Below are 15189 nucleotides of genomic sequence, written 5' to 3'. Positions count from 1 at the left end.
GGAGTGTCCGTTTTGCGCGGTCTACAATGGTGTCTGATTGCCTGCTGGCTGTTGGCCGGGGCAGGTTTGGCCGCGACCGCTGCGGCAGCGCCCTCCTCGGTATTGGTACTTGGGCGGATTAGCGATGACCCGGCCACGCATTACGATCAACTCAAGCCGCTGCTGGACTATGTGGTGCCGCGCATGCGCGAGGTGGGCATCCGCCGTGGCGAAATCCTGATGGCGCCGGATGCGCGCCAGATGTCCAGCTATTTGCGGCGTGGCCGGGTCGACTGGGTCAGCGAGACCACTGGTGCGGCGATGTTGCTGGAGCGGCGCGGCGGCGCGCACCCGTTGCTGATGACCGAACGTGGCGGCGTGCGCGAGTTCCACACGGTGTTTTTCGTGCGCCGCGACAGCCCGATCCGGTCGCTCACGCAGCTGCGCGGGCATAGCCTGGCGTTGCAGAATGCATCGTCCACCAGCGGCTATCTGGTGCCGATGCTGGAGCTGGTCCGCAATGGCATCGCCTGCGATGTGCTGCTGTCGCCGGACGACCCGCAGGTGCCTGGCTCGGTGGGCTATCTGATGGTCGGCTCGAAATTGAACATCGCCGCCTTCGTGCACAAGCGCCTGATCGATGCGGGCGCTTTCAGCAATCTCGATTGGGACGACGAGCGGCACCTGCCGCCGGTGTTCAAGCGCGATTTCCGTATCGTGTACCGCAGCGCGCCGGTGCCGCGTGCGGTGGAAATGGTGCGCTCCGGCATGGACCCGGCAGTGGAGCGCCGCCTGCGCGCGGTGTTGCTGCAGGCCGCCTCCGACCCGAAGGCCGCACCGGCGCTCAAGCGTTTCTTCGGCACCACCGCGTTTCACCCGCTCGATAGCGAGGGCCGCAGGCGTCTGGATGCATTGAGCGCCGGCTTGCAGCACGTCAGGAATGAAATGGAATGAGCCAGGTGCGCTTCGGGTTGCAGGCACGTTTCCTGTTGGTCATGGCGCTGACCTTGCTGCTCGTCGGCGCAATCCTGGCGTCGCTGCTGCAACGCCAGAGCGCGATGCAGCGCGAGGTGCGCGTGCTGAGCGGGCAGATCCTGCACGAGCTGTTCGATCGCAGCCTGCGCACCCGCGGCGAGACGCTGGCCACCGAGCTGGCGTCCGGGCTGGCCAACCCGCTGTATTACTCCGACCTGGGCGCGGTGGGCGCGTTGGTGCGCAATGCCTCGCGCCAGCAGGTAGTGACGTATGTGCTGGTGTTCGACCGGCGCGGCCTGCTGGTGCACGACGGCACGCCCAATCTGCAGCGCTACGGCCAGCGCATGAACGACCCGCTCGCCGCCAAGGCGGTAGCGGCGCGGGCGATGTTGCTGCAATCCTCGCCCGAGGTGCTGGACGTGACGGTGCCGATCAAGATCGGCGATCAGCGCATCGGCGGTGTGCGCGTGGGCATGTCGCGCGAGCGCGTGCGCAAGATCGAATCCAGCGCCAACCTGACCCTGGTGCAGAACCTCAATGCGATCGGCAAGCGCGATCTGGGCTGGTTGCTGGTGCTGCTGGCCGCGTTGGTGGCGCTGGGCGTGCTGCTGGCGATCTATGTGCAGCGTACGCTGGTGGCGCCGGTGCGGCTGCTCGCGGCGGCGGCGCGGCAGATCGAGCGCGGCGACTACGCCGTGCAATTGCCGCCGCATCCGCGCAACGACGAAATCGGCGAGCTGATGTCCGCATTCGGCCGCATGAGCGAAAGCATTGCCCGGCACGACCGCGAAGTGCGTCATATGGCCTACACCGATGCGCTGACCGGGCTGACCAACCGCCTGGGTTTTCGCGAAGGTCTGGACTACCTGCTCAATACCGCGCGCAGCAGCGACAGCAAGCTGGCACTGCTGTTTGCCGATATCGACGACTTCAAACGCGTCAACGATACGCTGGGGCATGAAGCCGGCGACGAGGCCTTGTTGCAGTTCGCCAGCCGGATCAGTCGCGCGGTTTCCGCGCTGGGCGGCGACGATGCGATCCTGGCGCGCTTCGGTGGCGACGAGTTCGTGATCCTGCTGCAAAGCGGGGATGTCACCTTGCTCGCCGCGCAGCTGGCGGACCGCCTGGTGCATGAGTTGAGCCGCCCGTTGAACGTGCAGGGCCGCGAAGTGTTCCTGGGCACCTCGATCGGCATCACGCTGTTCCCGGACGATGCCAACGATGCCACCGCGCTGCTGAAGAACGGCGACATCGCGATGTACCAGGCCAAGGTCGCCGGCAAGAACTGCCACCGCTTCTACAGCCGCGCGGCCGACCATGCGGTGGAGCGTCGCGTGCATATGGAGCACGAGCTGCGCGGTGCCTGGGAGCGCGACGAGTTGCGGCTGGTGTATCAGCCGATCTACCGCACCAGCGACCGCCTGCTGGTGGGGGTGGAGGTGCTGCTGCGCTGGCAGCACCCGGCGCTGGGCACGATTGCGCCCTCCACCTTTATCGACATTGCCGAGCAGAGCGGGCTGATCGAGATGATCGGCCCCAAGGTGCTGCGCGCCGCCTGCCTGGAAGCGGCGCAGTGGCCGGAAGTTGGCGAGGGCCTGTTTATTTCGGTCAATGTGTCGCCGCGGCAGTTGCGCAGCGGCGACCTGATCGACACCGTGGCCGAGTGCCTGGCCGAGTCCGGATTGCCGGCCGCGCGCCTGCATCTGGAACTGACCGAGACCGCGGTGATCGGCGACGAGATGATGGCGGCCAGCCTGCTCGATCAGCTGCACCGCACCGGCGTGAAGGTGTGGTTGGACGATTTCGGCACCGGCTTCTCCGGCTTGAGCCATCTGCGCCAGGTGCCGGTGGATGGGGTCAAGATCGACAAGAGTTTCATCGCCGACCTGCAGCGCGACCCGGACGATCTGGCGCTGACCACCGCCATCATCAACATGGCCCACTCGCTGGGAATTACGGTAGTTGCCGAAGGCATCGAGCAAGAGGCGCAGTTCAACCTGCTGCGCGAGCGCGGCTGCGATCTGGGGCAGGGCTACTGGTTCAGCAGGCCGTTGAGCCCGGCAGATATGGTCAAGCTGATCGCGGCGGGCTGAGCACGGTAGGAGCGCACCTGGGCGCAATGTGGTGTTATCGGTAAGGCTTCGTCGCGCCCGGGTGCGCTCCTACGACGAGGAGTGTTTGGGTTTGCGCGGTTACAACGGCCATCGCTCGGCACTTCGCTCATTTGCCGCGTGACCCGATAGCACCGTAGGAGCGCACCTGGGCGCGATGTGGCGTTACCGGCAAGGCTCAGTCGCGCCCGGGTGCGCTCCTACGATCCATCGTGGTTGAGCTGGTTGGTTACAGCGGCCGTTTGCCGGTATCGCCGGGGAGTTCGCGTACCAGGCGCGGGACCAGATAGCCGGACAGGCGCGTGGCCAGTTCCGCATGCAGGGCGCGTGCGCGGGCGTCGTCCACTTCGAAATGCGCCACGCCGGCCACGCGATCGAGCTGATGCAGGTAGTAAGGCAGCACGCCGGCGGCAAAGCTGCGTTCGCTCAATGCGGCCAGCGCGTCCACGCTGTCGTTGACGCCACGCAGCAGCACCGCCTGATTGAGCAGTTGCACGCCGGCATCGCGCAAGGCGTGCATTGCGCTGTCCACGTCGGCATCGAATTCGTTGGCATGGTTGGCATGGATCACAAACGCCACCGGCCATGGCAGGCTGCGCAGCCAGGCCAGCAGGGGCGCGTCCACGCGTGCGGGCAACACCACCGGCAGGCGGCTGTGGATGCGCAGCCGCTTGAGGTGTGGGATGGCGGCCAGGGCGTCGGTGAGTTCGACCAGTTTGGGCGTGGCCAGCGACAACGGGTCGCCGCCGGACAGCAGCACTTCGTCGATGTCCGGGTCGGCAGCGATCGCCTCCACCGCCTCACGCCAGCCATCGCGCGCGGCGGTTTCTTCTGCGTACGGGAAGTGGCGACGGAAGCAGTAGCGGCAGTGCACCGCGCAACTGCCGGTGGCGATCAGCAGGGCGCGGCCTCGGTATTTCTGGATCACCCCGGCGGCCGTCTTGGCGGCGGCGTCGCCCACCGCATCCAGGCCGAAACCCGGCACCGGCTGCATTTCTGCATCCAGCGGCAGCACTTGGCGCAGCAGCGGGTCGTGCAGATCGCCGTGCCGCATCCGTGCCACGAAGGCCTGCGGCACCCGTAGCGGAAACTGCGCGGCCGCGTCTGCACTGATGCCGGCCGCTTGCGCGTCCAGACCCAGCAGTTCCAGCAACGCGCGCGGGTCGCGCACGGCATCGCGCCACTGCTGCTGCCAGCGCGGCGGCTGCAGGGTGGAGGGCGGGGATGGCTGTAAGGCGACGGGGGCTGCGGTTATCATGTGCGGTCACAAAACCAATGCCCGCCGGTTGCGGCAGGCGCCCCATTCTAATCCGACCGGCCACCGTGTGGCGGGTCGTGGTCTTATCGAGGAGCTGCACCATGGCCACTGTTGGCATGAACGACGTCAAGAACGGCATGAAGATCCTGGTCAACAACGAGCCGGCGGTCATCACCGAGACCGAATATGTCAAGCCGGGCAAGGGCCAGGCCTTCACCCGCATGAAGTACCGCTTCATCAAGTCTGGCCGCGTGGTCGAAATGACCATGAAGGCGACCGATGACGTGGAAGTGGCCGACGTGGTCGATACCGACATGCGTTACCTGTACAGCGATGGCGAGTACTGGCACTTCATGGACCCGGAATCCTTCGAGCAGGTGCAGGCCGACAAGGCCGGCATGGGCGGTGCGGAAAAGTGGCTCAAGGGCGAGGAAGACTGCATCGTGACGCTGTGGAATGGCGCGCCGATCTGGGTGCAGCCGCCGAACTTCGTCGAGCTGAAGATCACCGAGACCGACCCGGGCGTGCGCGGCGATACCTCCGGCGGCGGCGGCAAGCCGGCCACGCTGGAAACCGGCGCGGTGGTGCGCGTGCCGTTGTTCGTCAATCAGGACGAAGTGATCAAGGTCGATACGCGTTCGGGCGAATACTCGGCGCGCGTCAAGTAAGCCGGATGTATTCGGGACGCCTGTCTGTTCGAGCGGTCCGCAGGGCCGGTGTCCTGGCCGGGCTGTGGGCTACGCTCGCAGCGTGCCCGGCCTTTGCGCAATCGGCCGCCGCAACCTGCGACGCCGGTGACGTGGCCGCCGTTGCGGCCATTGCAACCTCCGGCGTCGTGGGCGGCGCTGCAGCCACGGTGCCGGTCGAGCGTGCGGTGGCGCAGACCTGCAAGCCGTGGCCGAACGATCCGGCGATCCGGCTGGCGGCAATCGCATTTGCGGGCGATGCGGAGACCGTGCCTGGCGAGCGCGACCTTGAGTTGCGCGTGGCCATGCTCGATGCTGCCAGCGGCAAGGTGCTGGCGTTTTACGCGCAGGAAATGGGCGAGGACGCCGCTTTCGAACTCGCTGCCGACAGCCTGCGCCTGGATACGGCGCGCTACGACCTGGCCAAGGGCGTGCGTGCGATCGGCCTGGTGGTGCATAGCGTTGCGCGTGGGCCCAGCTGCCTGGATTTTTACAGCAATCAGGCATTGACCTTGCTGGTACGCGAAGGGCGCAACTTGCGCCCGGTGCTGCAACGCGATCTGTATGCGTGGCAGCGTGTGAAAGGCGAGCCGTGCATGATGGGCAGGGGCGATGTCATCACCGAAGTCGCCAATCTGAGCCTGAGCATGGCGCCGCAGGCACATGCCGTCTATGCGGACATCGTGCTGACAGCCAACGTCGCTACCACGGAGAGCACTGCTGGCAGCGACACCGATACCGAACGCACCCGTCGCGTGCGTCAGGTGCTGCGCTACAACGGCCAGCGTTATGTGCCTGTGGCCGGTGGCGATCGCAGCTGGCCGTTCGACAACTAACCCTTTATGGATACGCTCATGACCAATGCCCCTCCCGAAGCGTGCGACCTGTTGATCGAAGCCGGTTACGTGGTGCCGATCGAACCGCATGCGGTGGTGCTCGAAGACCACGCGGTGGCGGTCAGCAACGGCGTCATCGTGGCGATCCTGCCGACTGCCGAAGCACGCACGCGCTTTGCGCCGAAGCAGACCGTCTCGCGCCCGGAGGCGGCGCTGATGCCGGGTCTGGTCAATGCGCATACGCACAACCCGATGACGCTGCTGCGCGGCATTGCCGACGATCTGCCGCTGATGGTGTGGCTGCAGCAGCACATCTGGCCGGTGGAAGCGGCGGTGATCGGCCCGGAGTTCGTGGCCGACGGCACCACGCTGGCCATCGCCGAGATGCTGCGCGGCGGCACCACCTGCGTCAACGAAAACTATTTCTTTGCCGATGTGCAGGCGGCGGTCTACAAACAACACGGTTTCCGTGCGCTGGTGGGCGCGGTGATCATCGATTTCCCCACCGCGTGGGCATCGTCGGACGACGAATACTTCGCGCGGGCCGGTGAGTTGCACGACCAATGGCGCGACGATTCGTTGATCGGCACCGCGTTCGCACCGCATGCGCCGTATACGGTGAATGATGCCAACTTCGAGCGCGTGCGCATGCTCGCCGATCAGCTGGACATGCCGGTGCATCTGCACACGCATGAAACCGCGCAGGAAGTGGCCGATTCGGTCAAGCAATATGGCCAGCGCCCGCTGGCGCGTCTGGATCGGTTGGGCCTGGTCAACGACCGCCTGATCGCCGTGCACATGACCCAGCTCACCGATGCGGAAATCCATCTGTGCGCCGAGCGCGGCGTCAGCGTGGTGCATTGCCCCGAGTCCAACCTCAAGCTGGCCTCGGGCTTCTGCCCGGCCTGCGCACTGCAACGCGCAGGGGTGAATCTGGCCATCGGCACCGACGGCTGCGCCAGCAACAACGATCTGGACATGTTCAGCGAAAACCGCACCGCCGCGATCCTGGCCAAGGCAGTCGCCAACGATGCCACCGCGCTGGATGCGGCCACCACGCTGCGCGCGGCCACGTTGGGCGGCGCGCGTGCGTTGGGCTTCGGCGACAAGATCGGGTCGATCGAAATCGGCAAGCAGGCCGATCTGGTCTGCGTGGATCTGTCTGCGCTGGAGACCCAGCCGCTGCATCATGTGCTGTCGCAATTGATCTATGCCGCCGGCCGTCATCAGGTCACCGATGTGTGGATCGCCGGCAAGCCCAAGCTGGTGCAGCGCGAGTTGATCGACATGGATACCGCTGCCCTGGTCGCCAATGCGCGGCAATGGCGCGAACGCATCCGCACCGTCCGCGCCTGACCGCGCGTTATCGCATCCCGGAGTTCCGCATGAATCCCACGACCCAATCCACCTCCAGCAATTTCCGTCAGGCCGAGCTGGACAAATTCGCCGCGCTGGCCAACCGCTGGTGGGACGCCGACGGCCCGCAGAAGCCGCTGCATGCGCTCAACCCGGTGCGCCTTGCGTACGTGTCCGCACGCCAGGAACTGGCCGGCGCCCGCGTGCTGGATGTCGGCTGCGGCGGTGGCTTGCTCAGCGAGTCGATGGCGCGCCTGGGTGCGCAGGTCACCGCAATCGATCTGGCACCGGAGCTGGTGAAAGTCGCCCGGCTGCACAGCCTGGAATCGGGCGTGCAGGTGGATTACCGCGTGCAGTCGGTGGAAGACCTGGCAGCCGAGCAGCCGGGCAGTTTCGATGCGGTGACCTGCATGGAAATGCTCGAACACGTGCCGGACCCGACCGCGATCATCCGTGCCTGCGCCAGCCTGCTCAAGCCGGGCGGCAAGCTGTTCCTGTCCACGCTCAATCGCACGCCGGCCGCATTCGCGCTGGCGGTGGTCGGTGCCGAATACATCGCACGGCTGCTGCCCAAGGGCACGCACCACTACAAGGACTTCATCAAGCCGGCAGAACTTGCGGCGTGGTTGCGCAGCGCCGAACTGCAGCTGCAAGACGTCAGCGGCATGCTGTACGAGCCGTGGCGCAATCGTGCGCGGTTGTCCTCGCGCACCGAGGTCAATTATCTGGCGTACGCGGTGAGGCCGTGACGGGCGGGAATTGGGGCGTGGGGATTCGGCATTCGCAACCGTGGTTGGCTGCGATCTTGATGTCTTTCGATTCCTGCCGCGCTGCTTGTCGTTGGTCGCGGTTGGTGGGCGCGTGAGTTTTCCGCGTGCGGCGTTGTTCGATCTGGATGGCACTTTGCTGGATAGCGCGCCGGATATGCTGGCCACGGTCAACGCGATGCTGGCGGCACGGGAGCGTGCGCCGATTGCGCTGGAGCAGCTGCGGCCTGTGGTGTCCAAAGGCGCGCGTGCGATGGTCGGCGTGGCCTTTGCCGAACTCGATGACGCTGCGCGCACCGCCTTGGTGCCGGAATTCCTGCGTCGCTACGAAGGCTTGATCGGGACCCACTCGCAGCTGTTCGATGGTGTCGAAGCGCTGCTGTCGCGGCTGGAAGCGGCCGGCTGCATCTGGGGCGTGGTCACCAACAAGCCCGAATCTCTCGCGCGCCTGATCCTGCCGCAGCTGGGCTGGCAGCAGCGCTGCGCCGTGTTGATCGGCGGCGATACCTTGCCCGAGCGCAAGCCGCATCCGCTGCCGTTGCTGACCGCCGCCGAACGCATCGGCGTTGCGCCTGCGCAGTGCGTCTACGTCGGCGACGACGAGCGCGACATTCTCGCGGCACGCGCGGCCAACATGCCGTCGGTGGCGGTGTTGTGGGGCTATCGCCTGCACGACGACGTTCCGGAACGCTGGCAGGCCGACGTGCTGGTGGACCAGCCGCAGCTGCTGTGGAACCCGGCCACGTGGCCGCAGACCTGATTCTTTTGAACTTATTTCTGGACCCGCCATGAGCCAATCCAGCGCTCTCGACAGTTTTCTCGACAAGTGGCGAACCCGCTGGCCGGAGTGGTCGGTTGCCGAGCCGTTCGTTCCCGCAGCGCAGCGCAACCTGACCGCGGCCTGGTTCGCCTTGCTGCAGGAATGGGAGGACATCATGAATATCCCCGGCGACCCGTTGCCGGCCGACGCCAAGCTGGCGTGGTGGCAGCAGGAGCTGCGCGATTGGTCCAGTCAACGCTCGCGGCATCCGTTGGGACGCGTGCTGGAGCCGGTGCGTGCGCCGTGGGCGCAGTTGGCTGAGACCTTGCCGGCGATGCAGGTGGCACGCGCGCAGCCTGCATCGCTGCAGCAGGCGCTGGATCAACTGCGTGGTTTTGCCGAGGCAGTGGTTGCAGTGGAAGCGGTGCTGTTTACGCGCACGGTGCCAAGCGATGCCACTGCGGTATCGGTGCAATGGCTGGACGCGCGGCAGCGCGTGGCCGGCGACAGCGCCGCGCCTGGCGGTGTCACCACGGTGGCCTGGCGCACGCAGCTGTTGCGTGCATGGCCACGCAAGCCGGCATTGGCGCGGCCGCATCGGGTGTGGTCGCGTCTGGCACGGCTACGCTTGCAACGCGAACTGGGCGGCAAGGCGGCCTATCCGCCGCCGGTGCAGCAGCTGTGGCATAGCTGGCGCGCAGCCAGCGGCGCGGACTGAGCGCAACTGCGTGGGCCGCAAGCCCGTACCGTGCAAGCGCACTGGTGCGCGCCGCCGGCTGGCCGGGTGCGCGCCCGTTGACGTGTTGGTTTTGGACCGGTGGCTTGCTGCGATCGGTTGATCGCAGCAAGCGATGCATCAGCGTGCAACTGGTGTGCTGCAGCTCAGAGCATTCGACTCAGATCGGCGAATCCGGCAGCACCGAGTGATAGGCAATAAAGGCGTCATTGCATTGCAGTGGCGCGCCCGGGCCAGGTTTTCCTTGTAGCTGCACATCGTTGGGCACCGACTCCGTCAGCTGATCGTAAAAGCTCACCGGGCCGCCCTTGAAAGTGAAGTGCGTCGCGCCCGGGTTGCTCGCAGGCCCGCCGAAATGCGGCTGTGCGAAGCTGACCTTGCCGCCTTCCAGCACGACATTGTCCAGCGAGATGGTGATCGGCAGGGTGGTGCTGGCATCGCGATACCCATAGAAACTCAGTTCGCCGGCGCCCAACGTGGTCGAACCCAGCGAATGCACGTTGCTGAGCGCAATGCCGTTGAACTGCGGGAGCTTGTCGCGGGTGGCCGGGTTGGCGTAGTTGGCGTCGAACACCAGCGGCCGCGCAACGCCGCGCATGCAGATGTTCTCGAAGCTGATGTCGTAGACCTGGCCGCCACGTGAGGCATCGGACTTGATGCGCAGGCCATTGGCCGAGTAGGGATCGCGCTGTACATCGTTGGCGTTGAAGCCATCGATGCTCAACCCGCGCACGGCGATATGGCGCATGCCCGAATCGGTTTCGCTGCCGAGCGAGAACCCGTGGGTGTAGTAGAACTGGTTGTAGGCGAACAGCATGTTTTCCGAGGAAATGCTGCGCTTGCTGTTGGCATGCGCCTTGATCGCCACGCCGTCATCGCCGGTGCCGATGTACGAGTACGCCAGTAGCACATTCTTCGACTGACCGGGGTCGAAACCGTCGGTGTTTTTGGCGGTTTCCGGCGTAAAGCAGGTAGCGTGCGGATTGACGTCCGGGGTGCTGCCTGCCGGGCATTGGTAGCCGAGACGCGAATAGACCAGGCTGGGTGCCAGGATCTTGATGCCCCACGCGGTCAGGCCCACCACGTTGTCGCTGATGACATGGAAATTGGGCGAGTTTTCCAGGGTGATGTCGTACAAGGTGACGTCGGTGCTGTTGTCGATCTGCAGCAGACGCGGCACATGCTGACTCAATCCTTGAGTAACGTTGAGGTACGCAAGATCCCACCAGCTGGCCTTGCCGGCATTGGGCCCGGCAGTGAGCGTGCTGCCGCCGCGGCCGTCGATCTTGCCCGCACCGACGATGGCGCTCTTGGCCGCATCGGAGATGTAGATCAGCGGATTGCACGACTTGGCCTTGTCGCTGGTGGCGGTGCCGCAGGTGCCCAGGCCGTTGTCGTAGTCCTGCGGATTACGCGAGCCGAATAGGGTGACGCCGCGGTCGATCCACAACGTGACTCCACTCTTGATGGTCAGAGGCCCGCTGAGCAGGCCGGACTCGCCGGCATCGCCGGGGATCAGATGCACGGCGCTGCCGGCAGGACAATCGTCGATGGCCGCCTGCAGGCGTGCGGTATCGCGCTTGGAGTGGGTGGGATCGGGATCCAGCGTGTCCAGCGAACCGGCCACAGGTACCAGCGCCGCCTTGAGCGTGGCGCAGATCTGCGTCGGCAAGCTCGGCTGCTGGACCACGCCCCAACCAGTGGAGATGCTGTGCGCGGTGTCGGGCACATCCTGTCCATGCGGTCGCGCCGCGCCGGCCTGGAAGGTCGTCATGCCGAACAAGGCGAGGGTGAGCGGCGCGATGGCTGGAAAGGGAAAGGTAGCTTGCATTGAAGTGCTCCGATGGGGCGCGGCGGCGATGTGATCTGCGCGCGGCATCGATACGTTGCATGACAACTGGATGACCGTGCGCGGAAGTCACAGTGCATGCAGTGCGGGTATCGATGTCGTTACGTCGATCGCTTAGGGGAGCCGCAAGCGTGGCGCCTCGTGTCGGCTGCCGACGTCAGAGGGGCGAACTCGGCACCGCGTCTCCGAAGCCAACCAACGCGTTGCCTCATCCAGCAAGGCGCCGCCATCAGTGGAGCGGAGACGTGCCAAACAACATCGCCTGCTGGCAGGCCGCATCACGCGGGTTGCCAACAGGCGACGAGTGCAGTGCTAAACGCAGGTTTTGCTGCGAGGCTGCTGGAGAGCGACGCAGCTGTCCTGGCTAACGCTCAGTCGGCGGCGCCCGCACCGCTATTGCCGTGCTCGTAAAAGCGGTTTGCCGAATTGGTGCAGCTGCTGCTGCAATAAGGGCGGCTTGCGGTGGAGGCATTCCAGGGTGTGGTCTTGCTGATATGGCTGCCCAGCGTGGAGTTGCGTACCGTCACCTGACCATTGGGCGAGGTGCCGTTGACATAAGCACCCAGATTGCTGATGCCTTCGTCCCAGGCGCGACCCAGATAGGTCTGGTTGTCGGGCGAACCGGACAGGCTGACGAAGGTGCTGTTGATGGCAAGAAAGCCGTACGCGCTGCCGGGGCGCGTGCTGGGTGCAAAGATATAGCCGCCTCGGCTGGTTCCCAGGCGCGCGCCGGTGGAGCGGATGTTGGCATTGTCGAACACGCCGACGCCGGAGCCGAAGATGAAATCCACATCGCCATCGATGGTGCTGTTCTTGAAATACGCACGAATGACATTGGCTGCATTTGTCGCACTGATCAGCAAGGTGTCCTGGTTGCCGGTCACCAGCACATCTTCGAAGCTCGCCTTGTCGCCGCGCACTGCCAGCGCGACAGCCGCCTGGTTGTTGTCCGCGTAGGTGCCTTCGACGTAATTGTTGTCCACACGCAGATGGCGTGCCTGGAAGTCGGCCGCGCGTACCGTCAGCGTGGCGCTGTTGGACGTCCCCACCGTGGCGGCCGAGGCATTGCTGGCACACGCATGGCTCGCCGTCCCGGTGGGCTTGGGCGTGGGGTTGGCATTGTTGAAGCGGATGATGGTATCGGCCTTGGCCGCACCCAGTCCGAACAAGGTCAACGGCGGCGCATTGGTCGGCACGCACACCAGTTCGGTATAGGTGCCCGCCTTGATGCTGATGTAGCGACGCGTGGTGCCGCCTGCGGTCACTGCCGCATCGATCGCCGACTGCACGGTGCGGTAGCGCGTGGAGCCATCCGCGGCCACCGCATAGTCCGCGCTGAGCAAGGCAACGCCGGCAGTGGGATTCCAGTTGTCGGTGACCAATGCAGTGATCGGCCCGGCCTTGGCCAGCGCTTTGGCGATCGTGTACGTGCTTGCTTCGCTGCTGGTGAGCTGCGGACGTGAAGCGGTGCCGGTGAGTGCTGCCGCATCAACGCTGACAAGACTCAATAGTGCAGCGGCGATGCAGGTCGTGCGGATGTGCGAGACGGACATGGTGTGGCGCTCTTTTGGGAAGGGACGCATACAGACACGTGGGGGCGCCGCAGATGTTGTGCGCTGCGTGAGTCGTTGAGCGCGGTTGCCTGCGATGGAGCAGGCGTCGTGGTCGGGTCGGAGTTCACGTCGGTGCCGCCTGCGGTGCAGAGCGATGGTACTGCCGGGGTCGCTTGTTGGCGCCGGCGGCGCCAGGCAATGTGCAGGATGTGCGTTGTGGTCACGCTTTACACCAGCTGCAGGTCGCAGCGCGCCATTAGAGCGGCTCTCACAACGTAGCGAGCAGCCGTCAGGTGGATGCGGGCGGCGCGAATGAAATGGCGTGTACGCGTGATCCTTGCCTTACTTGGCACCGGTAGCACCCGTCTGGCGGCTGCGCAGTCATGTTGTTAGCCGCTCCTAGTCGTGTTGTCAGTCGAGCTTGGCCGCTGTCTCGATGCGGCTGCCTTGTGCCGATGCGTTGCCTGTGTGTCCTCACATGCCGTGGGCGTGCGGCCTTCCAGACTCAACGGCCCGCGTAAAAACGCGTATGTCAGGAATCGAAATGGCAGATCCCAAAGAACTGCAGGAAAAATTCTGGAAGGCCTTGAAGTCCGACCGCACCGTGATGCTGGGCCTGGATGGCGTCGAAGACGGCCATGCGCGGCCGATGACCGCGCAGATCGAGGGCGACAGTGGCGGCCCGATCTGGTTTTTCACGTCCAAGGACAATGCCTTGATTGCGATGCTGGGGCAGGGCCGTCGTGTCATCGGCGCCTTCAGCAGCAAGGGCCATGATCTATTCGCCAGCATCAGCGGGTCGCTGATCGAGGACACCGACCCGGCCGTGGTCGAGCGGTTGTGGAACCCATATGTCTCAGCATGGTACGAAGGCGGCAAGGACGATCCGAAGTTGGCGCTGTTGCGTCTGGACGCCGACCACGCACAAATCTGGCTCAACGGTTCCAGTCTGCTCGCCGGTATCAAGGTGCTGTTCGGTGTCGACCCGAAGAAGGATTATCACGACAAGGTAGCGGACGTCCCGCTGCGTTGATGTTCAAGCGCATCGGCGGCCGGCATGGCCGCGGACGCGCGCTGATTTCGCTGCATGATGGTCATCGGCACGCGCCGACAGTGCTGGCATCGCTCGCATGGCGTGACAGAATTGGAGCGCTTGGTGGTGCTGTCCGCTCGCTTGTCAGTCGATGCCATGGTGCGTGCACCTACGCGGCGCTGATCTGCGCTTCACCAGCGCAGAACACCGGGCGGCGCGATGATCGTCTACCAAGGCGCAGCGCGCTTGTGTCGCGGTGACCGACCAGGAGATTGACATGCAACAGATCGAAATCGGCCAGATGATATTCCTGCGCGACGGCGAAGTTGGCATTGGCGCGGTGCGCGAACTTCGCAACGACAGCGCCGAGCTGGTGATCAATATCGAGAACGGCGGCGATTTCGTCCTGCCGGCGTCGGTGGTGCGCGATGTGCATTCTGGCAAGGTGTTACTGGATGTGGATCGGTTGCCCGGGGAGGTGCGCACTGCGCTGCGTCATGTGCATGACAACGAGCTGCAGACTAGTACTTACGCAGCAAGCAATCCGCAGGATGGTGCGCTGAGGTAGACCTCCTGTAGACCCATGATTGCGTCACCGCGCGCTTGCGGCCTGGCGCTTGCCATGCGACGCGCTCGAGAAGGTGTACGTCACGCAGGCCGCATCGCGCACTTTTGAACGCCTCGCGCACCGTTCGGCCAAGCGAGCGACCGGTCGGCATGGTGACTTCCGGGCGTAACGGACCTTGCGCCGATCCGACATCGCGACTGCGACGCGCGCTGATCGATGAAAGCCTGGCGTTCCATCCACTCAAGGGTGGATATGCCATCTTGTCGGGCCGCCACCGTTTCTACGTGCAGCAGCGCAATCAGCCAGAACGCCTGGATGGGCAAGCCGATTTCAACACCGTGTGGAACTCGACGACGGGCACTGGCGCATGCATCGCGTGCTTAGCTATGCGCATGCGCCCGTGGCGTACGTGCCTCCATCTGTCACCGTAATGCTGCCGGCCGCGATCCTGTCGCGCTATGCCGGCCGTTACCATGCGAAGCGTGCCGGAAATATTGTGGTCAGCATCGATGGCAACCACCTGAAGCTGGTTGCGGGCAGCTTCGTGGCCACGCTCTATCCCGAATCGACCACGCGTTTCTTTGCGATCGAGCGCGATATCCGCTTCGACTTCGAAATAGACGATAACGGGCATCCAGCCGCGTTGGCCATTTACGAAAACGGCGTCGTCAGTGAGCGGGCGTTGCGCGAAAAATAGTTGACTGCAGGCGCCAGCCGCGCTC

Annotated in this window: 14 protein-coding genes and 1 other RNA gene; 11 read left to right on the top strand and 4 right to left on the bottom strand. The window is 65.0% G+C overall.

Going from position 1 to position 15189, the window contains the following annotated elements:
* The first annotated feature begins 3 nt into the window (after positions 1 to 3).
* Both ACCQ06_RS12935 and ACCQ06_RS12930 read left to right on the top strand, forming a co-directional pair.
* Positions 4 to 933, top strand: a complete 930-nt coding sequence (locus ACCQ06_RS12935; protein ID WP_316686150.1) for a phosphate/phosphite/phosphonate ABC transporter substrate-binding protein — start codon at positions 4 to 6, stop codon at positions 931 to 933.
* The gene (locus tag ACCQ06_RS12930; protein WP_228323841.1) at positions 930 to 3047 is read left to right on the top strand and encodes a putative bifunctional diguanylate cyclase/phosphodiesterase; all 2118 of its coding nucleotides are present in this window, start codon (positions 930 to 932) and stop codon (positions 3045 to 3047) included. Before ACCQ06_RS12935 ends, ACCQ06_RS12930 begins: the two co-directional genes overlap by 4 nt.
* A gap of 247 nt (positions 3048 to 3294) precedes the next feature.
* Here the strand turns inward: ACCQ06_RS12930 and epmB are convergent, their stop codons facing one another.
* Positions 3295 to 4323 (bottom strand): EF-P beta-lysylation protein EpmB, encoded by a 1029-nt coding sequence (gene epmB / locus ACCQ06_RS12925; RefSeq protein ID WP_316686145.1) that lies wholly within the window; start codon positions 4321 to 4323, stop codon positions 3295 to 3297.
* 101 nt (positions 4324 to 4424) lie between these two features.
* Here epmB and efp point away from each other — a divergent pair, with 101 nt between their 5' ends.
* The 6 genes from efp (at position 4425) to ACCQ06_RS12895 (ending at position 9446) form a co-directional block, all read left to right on the top strand.
* Positions 4425 to 4991, top strand: coding sequence for an elongation factor P (gene efp / locus ACCQ06_RS12920; RefSeq protein WP_039407624.1), 567 nt, complete (start codon positions 4425 to 4427; stop codon positions 4989 to 4991).
* A 131-nt stretch (positions 4992 to 5122) separates the two neighbouring features.
* The gene (locus ACCQ06_RS12915; protein ID WP_481103658.1) at positions 5123 to 5845 is read left to right on the top strand and encodes a PA3715 family protein; all 723 of its coding nucleotides are present in this window, start codon (positions 5123 to 5125) and stop codon (positions 5843 to 5845) included.
* A gap of 18 nt (positions 5846 to 5863) precedes the next feature.
* Complete coding sequence (locus tag ACCQ06_RS12910) at positions 5864 to 7201, top strand: TRZ/ATZ family hydrolase (RefSeq protein ID WP_170068524.1); 1338 nt, start codon at positions 5864 to 5866, stop codon at positions 7199 to 7201.
* 29 nt (positions 7202 to 7230) lie between these two features.
* On the top strand, positions 7231 to 7950 hold the full coding sequence (gene ubiG, locus ACCQ06_RS12905; RefSeq protein ID WP_104614734.1) for a bifunctional 2-polyprenyl-6-hydroxyphenol methylase/3-demethylubiquinol 3-O-methyltransferase UbiG: 720 nt from the start codon (positions 7231 to 7233) through the stop codon (positions 7948 to 7950).
* Between the two features lie 112 nt (positions 7951 to 8062).
* Positions 8063 to 8728 (top strand): phosphoglycolate phosphatase, encoded by a 666-nt coding sequence (locus ACCQ06_RS12900; RefSeq protein WP_228323844.1) that lies wholly within the window; start codon positions 8063 to 8065, stop codon positions 8726 to 8728.
* A gap of 28 nt (positions 8729 to 8756) precedes the next feature.
* Positions 8757 to 9446 carry an isoprenoid biosynthesis enzyme family protein gene (locus ACCQ06_RS12895; RefSeq protein WP_316686130.1) on the top strand — a complete coding sequence of 230 codons (690 nt, stop codon included), beginning with the start codon at positions 8757 to 8759 and terminating at the stop codon, positions 9444 to 9446.
* A gap of 178 nt (positions 9447 to 9624) precedes the next feature.
* On the opposite strand, the gene ACCQ06_RS12890 is transcribed toward ACCQ06_RS12895, so the two are convergent.
* From ACCQ06_RS12890 to ACCQ06_RS12880, 3 genes are all read right to left on the bottom strand, one after another.
* Positions 9625 to 11295: a glycoside hydrolase family 28 protein gene (locus ACCQ06_RS12890; RefSeq protein WP_316686129.1), complete on the bottom strand. Its 1671-nt coding sequence runs from the start codon at positions 11293 to 11295 to the stop codon at positions 9625 to 9627.
* A gap of 389 nt (positions 11296 to 11684) precedes the next feature.
* On the bottom strand, positions 11685 to 12866 hold the full coding sequence (locus ACCQ06_RS12885; protein ID WP_316686126.1) for a putative acyl-CoA thioester hydrolase: 1182 nt from the start codon (positions 12864 to 12866) through the stop codon (positions 11685 to 11687).
* Between the two features lie 263 nt (positions 12867 to 13129).
* A non-coding RNA gene (locus ACCQ06_RS12880) (sX9 sRNA) lies at positions 13130 to 13205 on the bottom strand.
* Positions 13206 to 13395: 190 nt separating this feature from the next.
* On the opposite strand from ACCQ06_RS12880, the gene ACCQ06_RS12875 reads away from it, so the two are divergent.
* The 3 genes from ACCQ06_RS12875 to ACCQ06_RS12865 all read left to right on the top strand — a co-directional run bounded on the left by ACCQ06_RS12875 (position 13396) and on the right by ACCQ06_RS12865 (position 15164).
* Positions 13396 to 13899, top strand: coding sequence for a pyridoxamine 5'-phosphate oxidase family protein (locus ACCQ06_RS12875; RefSeq protein WP_316686124.1), 504 nt, complete (start codon positions 13396 to 13398; stop codon positions 13897 to 13899).
* 277 nt (positions 13900 to 14176) lie between these two features.
* Positions 14177 to 14467, top strand: a complete 291-nt coding sequence (locus ACCQ06_RS12870; protein WP_316692594.1) for a hypothetical protein — start codon at positions 14177 to 14179, stop codon at positions 14465 to 14467.
* Between the two features lie 340 nt (positions 14468 to 14807).
* Positions 14808 to 15164, top strand: coding sequence for a DUF3471 domain-containing protein (locus ACCQ06_RS12865; RefSeq protein WP_228323850.1), 357 nt, complete (start codon positions 14808 to 14810; stop codon positions 15162 to 15164).
* Positions 15165 to 15189 lie beyond the last annotated feature (25 nt).

This window comes from Xanthomonas sp. NCPPB 4467 (genome assembly GCF_041475665.2).
Taxonomy (GTDB): domain Bacteria; phylum Pseudomonadota; class Gammaproteobacteria; order Xanthomonadales; family Xanthomonadaceae; genus Xanthomonas; species Xanthomonas dyei.
Note: the sequence above shows the minus strand (reverse complement) of the source record. Positions and strands in the feature narration are given on the sequence as shown.

What these genes read in the sequence shown, in the direction of transcription:
- ACCQ06_RS12930 (WP_228323841.1), top strand. Translation starts at nt 930, where the DNA reads ATGAGCCAGGTGCGCTTCGGGTTGCAGGCACGTTTCCTGTTGGTCATG.
- epmB (WP_316686145.1), bottom strand. Translation starts at nt 4,323, where the DNA reads ATGATAACCGCAGCCCCCGTCGCCTTACAGCCATCCCCGCCCTCCACC.
- efp (WP_039407624.1), top strand. Translation starts at nt 4,425, where the DNA reads ATGGCCACTGTTGGCATGAACGACGTCAAGAACGGCATGAAGATCCTG.
- ACCQ06_RS12910 (WP_170068524.1), top strand. Translation starts at nt 5,864, where the DNA reads ATGACCAATGCCCCTCCCGAAGCGTGCGACCTGTTGATCGAAGCCGGT.
- ubiG (WP_104614734.1), top strand. Translation starts at nt 7,231, where the DNA reads ATGAATCCCACGACCCAATCCACCTCCAGCAATTTCCGTCAGGCCGAG.
- ACCQ06_RS12895 (WP_316686130.1), top strand. Translation starts at nt 8,757, where the DNA reads ATGAGCCAATCCAGCGCTCTCGACAGTTTTCTCGACAAGTGGCGAACC.
- ACCQ06_RS12890 (WP_316686129.1), bottom strand. Translation starts at nt 11,295, where the DNA reads ATGCAAGCTACCTTTCCCTTTCCAGCCATCGCGCCGCTCACCCTCGCC.
- ACCQ06_RS12885 (WP_316686126.1), bottom strand. Translation starts at nt 12,866, where the DNA reads ATGTCCGTCTCGCACATCCGCACGACCTGCATCGCCGCTGCACTATTG.
- ACCQ06_RS12875 (WP_316686124.1), top strand. Translation starts at nt 13,396, where the DNA reads ATGTCAGGAATCGAAATGGCAGATCCCAAAGAACTGCAGGAAAAATTC.
- ACCQ06_RS12870 (WP_316692594.1), top strand. Translation starts at nt 14,177, where the DNA reads ATGCAACAGATCGAAATCGGCCAGATGATATTCCTGCGCGACGGCGAA.